The organism is Diaminobutyricimonas sp. LJ205 (assembly GCF_009755725.1).
Taxonomy (GTDB): Bacteria; Actinomycetota; Actinomycetes; order Actinomycetales; family Microbacteriaceae; genus Ruicaihuangia.
Map to the genome: position 1 here is coordinate 1699904 of NZ_CP046619.1, position 12088 is coordinate 1711991.

At 66.7% G+C, this 12088-nt stretch carries 13 protein-coding genes; 3 read left to right on the forward strand and 10 right to left on the reverse strand.

Annotated features, from left to right (window positions below; genetic code table 11):
- Nucleotides 1-68 precede the first annotated feature (68 nt).
- The 9 genes from GO591_RS08115 to GO591_RS08155 form a co-directional block, all read right to left on the reverse strand.
- Nucleotides 69-1475, reverse strand: a complete 1407-nt coding sequence (locus GO591_RS08115; RefSeq protein ID WP_157156355.1) for an ABC transporter permease — start codon at nucleotides 1473-1475, stop codon at nucleotides 69-71.
- Nucleotides 1472-2233, reverse strand: a complete 762-nt coding sequence (locus GO591_RS08120; protein WP_157156356.1) for an ABC transporter ATP-binding protein — start codon at nucleotides 2231-2233, stop codon at nucleotides 1472-1474. The genes GO591_RS08115 and GO591_RS08120 overlap by 4 nt, the downstream gene beginning before the upstream one ends.
- A gap of 103 nt (nucleotides 2234-2336) precedes the next feature.
- Nucleotides 2337-2999: a response regulator gene (locus GO591_RS08125; protein ID WP_157156357.1), complete on the reverse strand. Its 663-nt coding sequence runs from the start codon at nucleotides 2997-2999 to the stop codon at nucleotides 2337-2339.
- A complete protein-coding gene (locus GO591_RS08130; protein WP_157156358.1) occupies nucleotides 2996-4171 on the reverse strand; it encodes a sensor histidine kinase in 1176 nt (391 codons plus the stop codon). Before GO591_RS08130 ends, GO591_RS08125 begins: the two co-directional genes overlap by 4 nt.
- Nucleotides 4172-4306: 135 nt before the next feature.
- Complete coding sequence (era, locus tag GO591_RS08135) at nucleotides 4307-5227, reverse strand: GTPase Era (RefSeq protein ID WP_157156359.1); 921 nt, start codon at nucleotides 5225-5227, stop codon at nucleotides 4307-4309.
- Nucleotides 5224-6531 (reverse strand): hemolysin family protein, encoded by a 1308-nt coding sequence (locus GO591_RS08140; RefSeq protein WP_157156360.1) that lies wholly within the window; start codon nucleotides 6529-6531, stop codon nucleotides 5224-5226. Before GO591_RS08140 ends, era begins: the two co-directional genes overlap by 4 nt.
- Before the next feature lie 7 nt (nucleotides 6532-6538).
- Nucleotides 6539-7000, reverse strand: a complete 462-nt coding sequence (ybeY, locus tag GO591_RS08145) for an rRNA maturation RNase YbeY (protein ID WP_157156361.1) — start codon at nucleotides 6998-7000, stop codon at nucleotides 6539-6541.
- 8 nt (nucleotides 7001-7008) lie between these two features.
- Nucleotides 7009-8109, reverse strand: a complete 1101-nt coding sequence (locus tag GO591_RS08150; RefSeq protein WP_370455239.1) for a PhoH family protein — start codon at nucleotides 8107-8109, stop codon at nucleotides 7009-7011.
- Nucleotides 8099-8443, reverse strand: coding sequence for an HIT domain-containing protein (locus GO591_RS08155; RefSeq protein ID WP_157156363.1), 345 nt, complete (start codon nucleotides 8441-8443; stop codon nucleotides 8099-8101). The genes GO591_RS08150 and GO591_RS08155 overlap by 11 nt, the downstream gene beginning before the upstream one ends.
- Nucleotides 8444-8554: 111 nt before the next feature.
- Here GO591_RS08155 and GO591_RS08160 point away from each other — a divergent pair, with 111 nt between their 5' ends.
- Genes GO591_RS08160 through GO591_RS08170 form a run of 3 tightly spaced genes read left to right on the forward strand, consistent with a single transcriptional unit; the run spans nucleotide 8555 to nucleotide 11355 of the window.
- Entirely contained in the window at nucleotides 8555-9805 is a 1251-nt protein-coding gene (locus GO591_RS08160) for a sensor histidine kinase (RefSeq protein WP_157156364.1), read from the forward strand.
- Nucleotides 9793-10443: a response regulator gene (locus tag GO591_RS08165; protein WP_157156365.1), complete on the forward strand. Its 651-nt coding sequence runs from the start codon at nucleotides 9793-9795 to the stop codon at nucleotides 10441-10443. The genes GO591_RS08160 and GO591_RS08165 overlap by 13 nt, the downstream gene beginning before the upstream one ends.
- A gap of 45 nt (nucleotides 10444-10488) precedes the next feature.
- Nucleotides 10489-11355, forward strand: a complete 867-nt coding sequence (locus GO591_RS08170) for a DUF4097 family beta strand repeat-containing protein (protein ID WP_157156366.1) — start codon at nucleotides 10489-10491, stop codon at nucleotides 11353-11355.
- A 1-nt stretch (nucleotide 11356) separates the two neighbouring features.
- Here the strand turns inward: GO591_RS08170 and GO591_RS08175 are convergent, their stop codons facing one another.
- Entirely contained in the window at nucleotides 11357-12079 is a 723-nt protein-coding gene (locus tag GO591_RS08175) for a 16S rRNA (uracil(1498)-N(3))-methyltransferase (protein WP_157156367.1), read from the reverse strand.
- Nucleotides 12080-12088 lie beyond the last annotated feature (9 nt).

A 12088-nucleotide genomic window follows, 5' to 3' on the forward strand; every position in this document is an offset into this window, starting at 1 on the left:
CCCGGTGATCGCTGACCCGGTGATCGAGCCCGCCGAGATCTCGACAGGCTCGATCACCGGGAGGCGCGTCAGGTCGTCGCCAGCGCCTCGATCGGGCTGATCCGCGTTGCCCGTCGTGACGGGGTGATCGAGGCGACCACCGTGAGCAGCGCGGTCGCCACCGCCAGACCGCCGAGCAGGGGCCAGGGCAGGCTCGGCGCGATCCAGCCGATGCCTTCGATCGAGCCGAAGATCGACTGCGCTCCTGCCCAGCCGTAGAAGCAGCCGAGCACGAGTCCGACGAGCAGTGCTGCGACGCTGAGCTGAGCGCTCTCGGCCAGAATCATCTGGCGGACCTGCTTGCCGGTGAAGCCCAGCGTGCGCAGCAGGCCGAGTTCCCGCCGGCGTTGCATGACGCTCTGCGACAGGTTGTTCACCATGCCGACCGCGGCGATCAGCGCACTGAATCCGATCAGCGCGGAGAACACTCCGACCGTGATCAGCACAGTCTGCTCGAGCGCGGCGTACAGCTCGGGCTCGAAGTCCTCCATCGTGACGATTACCTGCCAGTAAGTGGCTGCGGCGACACCGAACATGGTGACCAGGGTCACACCGATGACCAGCCCGATGGTCGTCCGGGACGAGCGCTCCGGGTGACGCAGAGCATTCTGGGCCGCGAGTCGGGCCGGGGCGCTGGAGCCGAGCAGGCCACCGGCGAGTCGCAGCGCGGGAGGCATCACCAGGTGGGCGCCGTGCACCAGTCCGGTGAACGAGAGGATGCCGCCGACGATGCCGGCCAGCACGCCAATGGAGCTGGTCTGGCCAATGCCTACACCGACGCCGAGGAGGCCGATCCCGACGACAAACAGGATGATCGCCACCGCGTTGCGCCGCGGACGACGGGCGGCCTCAGCGAAGCTGCGTTCGGTCGCGGCACCGGTGGCCTGGATCGGGGTGACCGTCAGCACTCGTCGGGAACCGACCAGGGAGGCGAGCCAGGTGGTGAGCACCACAGCAACGATCGGCAGCAGGATGATCGGCTGCGCGTAGTCGTGTGGGATTCGGGGCATCCGCTCGGCGACGATCGCGAGTTCCGCTCCCCCGATGACCAGCCCGGTGCCGATCACCGCACCGATGACCGCACCGGCCAGGCCGACGAAGAATCCTTCCCGGGCGACCTTCCGGCGCAGCGCCCACGCCGTCGCGCCGACCAGGCGGTAGAGCGCGATCACCCGGGTGCGACCGGCGACGATGGTGGCGAAGGTGTTCGCCGTGACGATCGCGCCCACGTAGATCGCGATCGTGAAGAACACCATCGCGACCACGCCGAACATGGCCGCGATGCTGCCGCTTTCGCTTGCGACATCGTCCTGGGCGATGGCGCTGGCGAGCAGGCCGGTGGCCTGCAGCAGCGCAACCCCGAACGCGCTGGACAGCACGGCGACGAGGATGCTCGAGCCGTGCTCCTTGATCGGGCTGCTGGGTGCGGCACTCACGCGACGTTCTCCATGTTCAGCATCAGCGAGCTGATCTCCTCCGCGCTGGACCGAGGACGGTCGGCGACGACGCGGCCGTCGGCGAGCACGAGGATGCGGTCGGCGTAGCTCGCGGCGATCGGGTCGTGCGTGACCATGGCGATGCTCTGGCCGTACTGGGTGCAGGCGGCGGCGAGCAGCGCGAGCACTTCCCGGCCGGTGCGCGAATCGAGGTTGCCGGTCGGTTCGTCGGCGAACAGCAGGTCGGGGCGGCCGGCGAGGGCTCGGGCGATGGCCACGCGTTGCTGCTGGCCGCCGGACAGTTCGTGCGGGCGGTGTCGCATCCGTTCGCTGAGGCCGAGGGACTGGACGAGCTCATCGATCCAGACGCGTTCGGACACCGAGGGCTTGCGGCCGTCGAGTTCGAACGGAAGCGTGATGTTGCCGGCGACATCCAGCGTCGGTACCAGGTTGAAGGCCTGGAAGACGAAACCGATCCGGCGGCGGCGCAGCAAGGTGAGCTGGCTGTCGCCGAGGCGGGTGATGTCGGTGTCGCCGAGGAACACCTGCCCGCTGGTGGCGGTGTCGAGGCCGGCCATGATGTGCATGAGCGTCGACTTGCCCGAGCCGCTCGGTCCCATGATCGCGGTGAACTCGCCGCGGCGGATGCCGAGGCTGACGTCGCGCAGGGCGTCGACACGGCCCGTGCCTTCGCCGTAGGTCTTGGTGAGGTTGGTGACCCGGGCGGCCAGCCCGAGGTCGGAAGTGGTGATCTGCATGGTTTCCACGCTACGCATGCAGAGTTTTTCTCGCGTCCGGCGGGAGGATGAACCGGCATACCTCCGGAGGATGATCCGTAGTCAACCTTCGGGCTGCGACTGCTTAGTCGACCAACCCGTGTTCGAAGGCGAAGACGACCAACTGCACGCGGTCACGCAGGCCGAGTTTGCCGAGCACCCGGCTGATGTGGGTCTTCACGGTGGCCTCGCTGAGGAATTCGCTGGCCGCGATCTCACTGTTGCTCAGGCCGCGCGCGGCCAGGCCGAAGATGTCGCGCTCCCTTACGGTGAGCGATGCAAACGCGTCCGGCACCGTCTGCGTCTGAGTCCGGCTGCTGAAGTGTTCAAAGAGCTCGCGGGTAGCCGATGCGGCGATCACCGCGCTGCCGGCATGCACGGTGCGAATCGCGGCCAGCAGGAACTCGGGGTCGGCGTCCTTCAGCACGAAGCCGCTCGCGCCGCCGCGGATGGCCCGGGTTGCGGCCTCATCGAGGTCGAAGGTCGTCAGCACGATCACTCGCGGCGGGTTCTGACCGCGCTGCTCGGCGTCGGTGATGATCGCGCGGGTGGCGTCGATGCCGTCCATCACGGGCATCCGGATGTCCATCAGGATGACATCCGGGTTCACCTGCGCCGCCAGCGCGATGGCTTCCCAGCCGTTGCCGGCTTCGCCGACGAACTCGAAGTCGGGTTGGGAGGAGACGAGCATCCGGATGCCGGTGCGGAACAGTGGCTGGTCGTCAACCAGGGCGACGCGGATGCTCACACCGTCACCTGGGCCGCCGAAAACGGGATCTCGGCGTGCACGGTGAAGTCGTGATCAGTGGCACTGGAACTGAACTTTCCGCCGACCAGAACCGCTCGCTCGCGCATGCCGGCCAGACCGTGGCCGAGCTTGCCCGGGTCGCCGTGCCCACCGACTCGTTTCGCGTTGTGCACCATGACTTCCAGCGTATCGACCCGCCAGGTGAGGCTGAGCGCGACCGGCCTCGTCGCGTCGCCGTGCCGGAGTGCGTTGGTGAGCGCCTCCTGCACAATTCGGTAGACGGCCAGCTGGTGGGCGGTGCTGAGCGGTGCCGGATCGCCGTGCTCGGCGAAGGCGACGGTGAGGCCGGCGGCGCGGAGCTGTTCGAGCAGCCGCTCCAGATCGGCGAGCCCTGGCTGCGGAGCCTCGCCCTGGCTGTGCCGCAGCTGGCCGAGCAGCACGCGCACGTCGGCGAGAGCCTCGCGGGCGGTGGACGAGATCGCATTCAGGGCGATGTCAACGGATTCCGGGTCGACCTGCCGGGCATACCGGGCACCGTCGGCCTGGGCGATGACCACCGCGAGCGAGTGCGCGACGACATCGTGCATGTCTCTGGCGATCCGGTTGCGCTCCTGCTCGATCACCACGGTCTCTTCTGCGGCGCGCTGCGCTTGAGTCACCTCACGGTTGTGCAAGATCGCCTGGGTGACCAGTCCGATCAGCCACGGTGTTGCCAGCAGCACGACCATGCCGACGAACAGCAACCCGAACTGCAGCAGGGCGCCGGGCAGGTCGGTCCAGCCGAACAGGGTCGTCGACACCCCCTCGCCGGAACCATGGATAACCAGGTACGCGGCGGCGACGAGCGCCCCCGCGCCGACCGAGATCAGACCGGCGGAGCGAACCCGCTTCGTCCCGTACGCGGAGGTGGTGTAGAGCACGCCGAGCACGGCAACGTTGTGCAGCCCCGGATAAATGTCGGAGAAGACCTGGAACAGGGAGGCGATCCAGGCGATCCAGAGCGCAAGCCCCGGACTCCACCGGCGCATGCCCAGCGCCGCCGCATAGAGAACGGCGACGGCGATCTGGGATCCCAGGGTGCCGGTGACCATGAAGCTGAAGGACAGCAACAGGTAGAGCACGGCGAGCACGCCGTCGACGACGTACTTGTAGGGCTGCAGGCTGCGGAACACCCCTCCACGGTAGACGGGGAAGGACGCGGCATCCTCACCAATGAGGGGAAATCATTCTGGAGAGGTATGCGCGGCGAGGTCTCGGCAGGCTCGACCAGCGGGACCGGCGCTCCTCAATCACCGGAAGGGTGGCACCTAGAAGCCGAGGCGACCCAGCTGCTTCGGGTCGCGCTGCCAGTCTTTGGCGACCTTCACCCGGATCGACAGGAACACCTGCTTGCCGACGAGCGGCTCGATCTGCGCCCGGGCGCGGGCGCCGACATCCTGCAGGCGGGAGCCGCCCTTGCCGATGATGATGCCCTTCTGGCTGTCGCGTTCGACGAACAGGTTGGCGTAGATCTCCAGCAACTCCTTGTCCTCGCGTTCGACCATGTCGTCGATCGTGACGGCCAGCGAGTGCGGCAGTTCGTCGCTGACGCCTTCGAGCACGGCTTCCCGCACCAGCTCGGCGATCCTGGACTCCAGGTCCTCATCGGTCACCGCGTCGTCCGGGTACAGCTGCGGCGATTCGGGCAGCAGCGCGATGAGTTCCTGGACGAGGATGTCGAGCTGGATGCCTTCCGGGGCGGAGACCGGAATGATGGCCTCCCAGTCGCGCAGCTCGCTCACCGCGAGCAGCTGCTCGGCCACGGCCGTCTTGCCTGCGGCATCCACCTTGGTGACGATGGCGACCTTCTTCGCCTGCGGATACTGGTCGAGTTGTTCGTTGATGAACCGGTCGCCCGGACCGATCTTCTCGTCGGCGGGGACGCAGAAGCCGATCACGTCGACATCGCCGAGCGTGGTCTGCACGAGCGAGTTCAGCCGCTCACCGAGCAGGGTCCGCGGACGGTGCACGCCAGGGGTGTCCACGACGATCAGCTGGCCGGTCGGCCGGTGCACGACGCCGCGGATGGCACGCCGGGTGGTTTGTGGCTTGGAGCTGGTGATCGCGACCTTCTGGCCGACCAGCGCATTGGTCAGGGTGGATTTGCCGACGTTGGGGCGGCCGACGAACGTGACGAAACCGGCACGGAAGACGGCGGCCGACGAATCGGTGGGCGATGAATCGGTCATTGGGTCTCTCCCGGTTGTTCGTCGAATGCCGTCTGGGCATCGATCAGGGCCTGGTCGCGGCGGACGAGCACGGTGGTCAGCCGCTTGCGGCGACCCTCGGTGCGTTCGGCGGTCAGGATCAGTCCACTAGTAGTGACTTGGGCGCCCGCCTCGGGCAGTCGTCCGAGTTCCTTGGTCAGCAAGCCACCGACCGAGTCCACATCGTCGTCATCGAGGTCGAGGCCGAACAGGTCGCCGAGGTCGTCCACCGGCAGCCGGGCGCTGACCCGGTAATGCCCGGCGGAGATCTCCTCCACTTCGGCAACGTTCCGGTCGTATTCGTCCGAGATGTCGCCGACCAGTTCTTCGATGAGGTCCTCGAGCGTGACCAGACCGGCGATCCCGCCGTGTTCGTCGACCACCATCGCCAGGTGGTTGCTCTCGAGCTGCATCTGCCGCAGGGTCTCGTCGGCCTTCTTCGATTCGGGGATGAACAGCGCCTTGCGGGCCATGTCGCTCGCGGTGAGCCGTTCGAAGTCGAGCGGCTGCTCGTAACTGAGCCGGGCGACATCCCGCAGGTAGAGCACTCCGAGGATCTCGTCGGCGTCGGACCCGGTGACCGGCATCCGTGAGATGCCCCTGCTGAGGAACAGCGCCATGGATTGCCCGACGGTCGCGTCGCGTTCGACGGTGACCATGTCGGTTCGCGGGATCATCACCTCGCGCACCACGGTGTCGCCCCACTCGAAGATCGAGTGGATCAGCTCGCGGTCGTCCTCTTCGAGCACGTCCAGTTCCGTTGCCTCGTCGACCATGCTGAGCAGTTGCTGCTCGTTCGCGAAGGTCGCCAGCTTGGGGCGGCCGGGTGTGACCTTGTTGCCGATGAAGACCAGGGCGCTGGCGAGCGGGCCGAGCAGGACGCGGATGCCGCGGATCAACCACGCGGTCAGCTGGATCAGCAGTTCGGGGTGTGCCCGGCCGACGCTGCGCGGGCTGGATCCGACGAGCACGAAGGATGCCCCGGTCATGATCAGTGCTGAGAAAAGCAGCGCCATCCACCACTCATCCAGCGAGTAGGCGAACGCGAGCGTGACGAGCACCGCGGCGGTGGTCTCGGAGACGACGCGCATGAAGTTCAACGCATTGACATGGGCCCCGACGTCCTCGGCGATCGCGAGGATCCACCGGCGGCTGCGGGTGCCTGCCAGCCCCAAGTCGACGAGCGCGTTGCGGCTGAGCACGCCGAGCGCAGCATCCGCAGCCGCCAGCAAACCGCCGAAGGCGACGAGAAGTATCGCCACGACGATGAAGACGGGAATCATCATTGAGTAACTAGCGCTGCCGTTCGCTCAGGTGGAAACCGACCAGGATGTCGCGCTGCAGGCCGAACATCTCCTTCTCCTCCTGCGGCTCGGCGTGGTCGAAGCCGAGCAGGTGCAGCAGGCCGTGCGTGGTCAGCAGCAGCAACTCGTCGAGCGTGGAGTGACCGGCTGCCTCGGCCTGGACGGAAGCAACCTGGGGGCAGAGCACGATGTCGCCGAGCAGGCCGGCCGGGGTGACGGCGTCCTCGGTGCCAGGACGCAGCTCATCCATCGGGAAGCTGAGCACGTCGGTCGGCCCGGGCTCATCCATCCACTGCACGTGCAGTTGCTCCATTGCGCCCTCGTCGACCAACACGATGGCGAGCTCCGCCTCGGCGTGCACATGCAGCTGTTCCAGCGCATAGGCGGCAAGGCGCTGCAGCGCGGCCTCATCGACCTCAATGGTCGACTCGTTGTTGATCTCGATGCTCATGGTTCCCCCTAGCGGCCGTAGCCGCGGTCGGTGCGTGTCTTTGCCTGGTGGTCGGCTGGTGCACGACCACGCCGGTCTGCCCGGTTGGCATCGGCGCGGGCCTGGCCTCGTTCGTAGGCCTCGGCTTGCTTGTGCGCGTCGTACTTGGTGTAGGCATCGACGATGCGCCCGACGAGCGTGTGCCGCACAACGTCCTCGCTGGTCAGCTGGGCGAAGTGGATGTCGTCGATGTCGCGCAGCACTCGGGTGACCAACTGCAGTCCGCTTGATCCGAGCGGCAGGTCGATCTGGGTCACATCCCCGGTGATCACCATCTTCGAACCGAAACCGAGTCGGGTGAGGAACATCTTCATCTGCTCTGGCGTGGTGTTCTGGGCCTCGTCGAGCACAACGAACGAGTCGTTGAGCGTGCGTCCGCGCATGTAGGCGAGCGGCGCGACCTCGACGGTGCCGGTCGCGAGCAGCTTCGGGACCAGCTCGGGATCCATCATCTCGTTGAGCGCGTCATACAGCGGTCGCAGGTACGGGTCGATCTTGTCGGTCAGCGTTCCGGGCAGGAACCCGAGCCGCTCGCCAGCCTCCACCGCGGGGCGGGTGAGGATGATCCGGTTCACTTCCTTGCGCTGAAGGGCCTGCACCGCCTTCGCCATCGCCAGATAGGTCTTGCCGGTACCGGCGGGGCCGATCCCGAACACGATGGTGTTCGTGTCGATCGCGTCGACGTAGTTCTTCTGGCCGAGAGTCTTCGGCCGGATGCTCTTGCCCCGGCTGGTGAGGATCGCTTGACTGAGCAGATCGGCCGGACTGCCCTCTCCTCGTTCCAGAATCCGAGCCGAACTCGTCACGTCCGCCTGCTCCAGGTCTGCGCCGTCTCGCACCATGTGAACCAGTTCCTCGACCAGTCGCCTGGCCGCTTGTACCTGCCCGGCGTCGCCGGACAGGGAGATCTCATTGCCGCGCACAAGCATCTCGACCAGCGGATACTCCCGCTCAATCGTTGCCAACAGGCGGTCCTGCGGCCCGAGTAGGCGCACCATGGCGACGCCGTCGATGTGGATCTCGGCTCGACCGGTCTCCCCGGTCGTAGGTCCCTGATCGCTACTTGGCAAGTGTGCCTTCCGTAAGAGCGCCGGACAGGACGTGCGCATGGACGTGGAACACCGACTGACCCGAACTGGATCCGGTGTTGAAGACGAGCCGGAACTCCCCATTGGAGTGTTCGTCGGCCAACTGCTGGGCGGTGCCGACCAGTTCGGCAAGGAGGGTCGGGTCGCCGGCGGCGAGTTCAACCACGTTCTTGTACTCCTCGGTTTTCGGCACGATCAGAATGTGCACCGGCGCCTTCGGCGCGATGTCACGAAAGGCGATGAGCCGTTCCGTCTCCAGCACGATGTCGGCCGGGATCTGCCGATCAATGATCCGACTGAAGATCGATTCGCTCATACGCCCATCTTAACGACCTCATCGGGGTGCACGAGAGTGGGGATATCCCCCGCTCAAGTTTCAGGCTGTCCCGGTCGTGGGCGGCGCACGCCCGCCAATACGGTTGGTGTCATGAAGAAAGCCGTTCAGTTCACGTGGGTCGCGAGCATTGATCTGTTGCTCGATGCGATCCTGGGCACCCTCTGGCTTGCCATCATGCTGACACTGCTCTTCACCGGGCTGGGGCTCATTCCAGTGCTCGGCATCGGCGTTCTGCTGATTTTCGCCATGGTTTCGCTGACACGGTTCACGTCAGCCGTGGAACGCGGCCGCGCCAACGCGCTGTACGAGCTGGATCTGGTCGAGCCGCCGCGCCGACCGAGCACCGGCACAGGCTTTGCCCGGGTCGTCAGCACCGCGGTGATCGACCTCACCTCCTCGGCCACGTGGCGCACCCTGCTGCACCACCTCGCAAGCTCCGTACTCGGCTACCTCGCCATGACCTGGTTGTTCTGGGCGATCACCACTGCCGTGATGCTGTTCACCTACCCGCTGCCCGGATCGCTGAACGCATCCTGGCTGGCGCGGCTCGTTCACGGCTGGCTGGGCGATTCCGGCGGCGTTTTCGCGATTCTCCTGGGCGTCGCGCTGATCATCGCCGCACCCGTCGTCATCTACTTCGCCGGCCGGTTCGACCGGGGCGTACTCGCCCCGCTGCTCGGTCCCCCCGTTGTTGAGGAACTCACCCAGCGGATCGAGACGCTGTCAGATGCCCGGCAGGGCGCAGTGGATGCGGCCACCACGGAACGGCTGCGCATCGAACGGGACCTGCACGATGGGGTCCAACCGAGGCTGGTGGCGGTCGCGATGACGCTGGGGATGGCGCGGAACAAGTTCGAGTCCGACCCGCAGCAGGCGCTCACCCTTCTCGAACGTGCGCATGACGAGACCAAGGACGCGATCACCGAATTGCGCCAGTTGGCCCGCGGCATCCATCCGGCGGTGCTCACCGACCGGGGATTGGATGCCTCGCTCTCAGCGCTCGCGTCTCGCTGCGCGGTGCCGACGACGATCTCCTTCGCGCTGCCGACGCGACCCGCGGCCGAGGTTGAGGCTGTCATCTACTTCACCGTCGCGGAGGCGCTCACGAACGTGTCGAAGCACTCCGAGGCGCGAAGCTGCCAGGTGGACGTGCGCTTCACCGGTCATTCAGTGCTCGCCACCGTGACCGACGACGGTCGCGGCGGCGCTCGAATCCCCCGTGCGGCCGGCGGCTTGTCCGGCATGCGGGACCGGGTCCGCTCAGCCAGCGGAACTCTCACCATCAACAGTCCGGAGGGCGGCCCCACCGTCGTCACCGTGGAGGTACCATGCGCGTTGTAATCGCCGAAGATTCCGTTCTGTTGCGGGCAGGGCTCGAACTGCTGCTCACCGACGCCGGCCACGAAATCGTCGCCGCCGTCGAGGAGCCGAATGCGCTCCTCGCCGCGGTGAACGAGTACTCCCCCGACCTCGCGATCGTCGACGTGCGAATGCCGCCGACCTTCACCGATGAAGGCGTCCGCGCCGCGGTGCTCATGCGCGCGCAGAACCCGGAGGTCAAAGTGCTGGTGCTCTCGCAGTACGTCGAGGAACGCTACGCGAGCGAGCTCATCGCCGGCGGGACAAGCGGTTTCGGCTACGTACTCAAGGACCGGGTCGCCGACGTCGACGAGTTCCTGTCCGCCGTGGACCGGGTCGGTTCAGGCGGCACCGCCCTCGACCCGGAAGTGGTTGCTCAAATCGTGCTGCGCTCACGCCGCACCGACGGGCTGGACCGGCTCACCGAGCGGGAGCGCTCCGTGCTCGCCCTGGTCGCGGAAGGTCGCTCGAACAGCGCGATCGCGGCCGCACTCTTCATCGGTGAAGGCTCAGTCGAGAAGCACATCACCGCGATTTTCCAGAAACTCGATCTCCCCGCCGAGGACAGCGGAAACCGCCGCGTCCTGGCCGTCCTGCGCTACCTCGACAGCGCCCGCTAAGCCCGACACCAAGCCCGCCAAGCCCGACACCAAGAAAGAATGACAATGACTACCCCAACCACACCGACCACGCCAGCGCCCGAACCGGTCCCCGCGTCGCCGCGCTCCAAGAACCGAGGCCTGCGGATCGCACTGATCGTGATTGGCTCCGTGATCATCGCGGGCATTCTGATCTCCAGCGTGGTCAACATCGTGATGGCGATGAACCGGACGGATGCCTCAGGCACCTACACCGTCGAGGAGGAGTTCACCTCGGTCGACATCGAAGCCGACATCAGTGACGTCACCGTGAGCTTCGGCGATGTCGGGAATGCGCGCATCGAGTTTCGGCAGGGTGACTCCGCACGCAACATCGCCTTCTCGCAGCAGGTGAATGGCGATGAACTCAGCGTCAAGGTCCTCGCTCGCGGCGGTCTGTGGTGGCCGTTCGGTGACGGCAACTTCTTCGGTGGCGACTCCCCGACGCTCGACATCGTGCTGCCCGAAGCCATGGCCGACGGCTCGCTCGACCTCGCATTGGACGCCACCGCCGGTGACGTCAACCTCGACGGTGAGTACGCCGCCATGCGGATCGACCTGACCGCGGGCAACCTGGATCTGACCGGATCGGCGACCGACCTGTCGATCGACTCCACGGCCGGGAACATCGACCTCGACACGATGAGCGCCCAGACGGTGGACATCAGCTCCACCGCCGGCGACGTTCGAGTCGACCTGGCCACACTGCCCGACGAGTTCGAGATCGCGTCGGTTGCAGGCAACCAGACCGTGTGGCTGCCAGAGGGCGACTACGACATCGATACCGACACCACAGCGGGCAACGTGACCGTCGACGTGCCGAGCAACCCGGACGCTGCGCTCAGCTACTCGTTCAGCTCCACGGCCGGCAACATCGAGATCAACGAACGCTGAGTCACCAACGCCCGAGCCGTGCATTGAGCACGGCCAGGGCGGCCGGGCCGGCCGTCGACGTGCGCAGCACCTCGGATCCGAGGCGCACCACGTCGGCGCCGGCCTCCTGGAAGACGCGGAGTTCCTCATTGGAGACTCCGCCCTCAGGACCGACCACCAGCATCACGTCGCGGTCATCGAGCTCGAGTTCGGTGAGCGCGATCTGGCCGGTCGGGTCGAGCACGATCATGCGCTCGTCCCGGCCGGCCAATTTCTTCGTGCTGTGCAGGTCATCCACCTTGGGCAGCCAGGCGCGAATCGACTGTTTGGTCGCCTCGCGCACGATGCTCTCCCAGCGGGCGCGGCCCTTAACCGCCTTCGTCGCATCCCAGCGGCTGATCGACCGTTCCGCGGCCCAGGGCACAACCCGGTCGATGCCGAGTTCGGTTGCGGCCTGCACGGCCATCTCGTCCCGGTCGCCCTTGGCGAGGGCCTGAGCGAGCGTGATCCGCGGTGCCGGAGCCGTGGTGTGCACGACCGTGTCGGCGCGCAAGGTGAGGCGGGTGGCATCCGCTTCGGTGATCTCGCCGGTGACCACCAGGCCCTGTCCGTTGCCGATCGACAGGCTCTCGCCCACCCGCATCCGGCTGACGGTGACCGCATGCTTGGCCTCCGCACCGGTGAGCTGGACGCTTCCGCCGGGGGTCACCTCGATGAGCGACTCGTTGAGGTAGAAGTGCGCCACGGGTCAGGG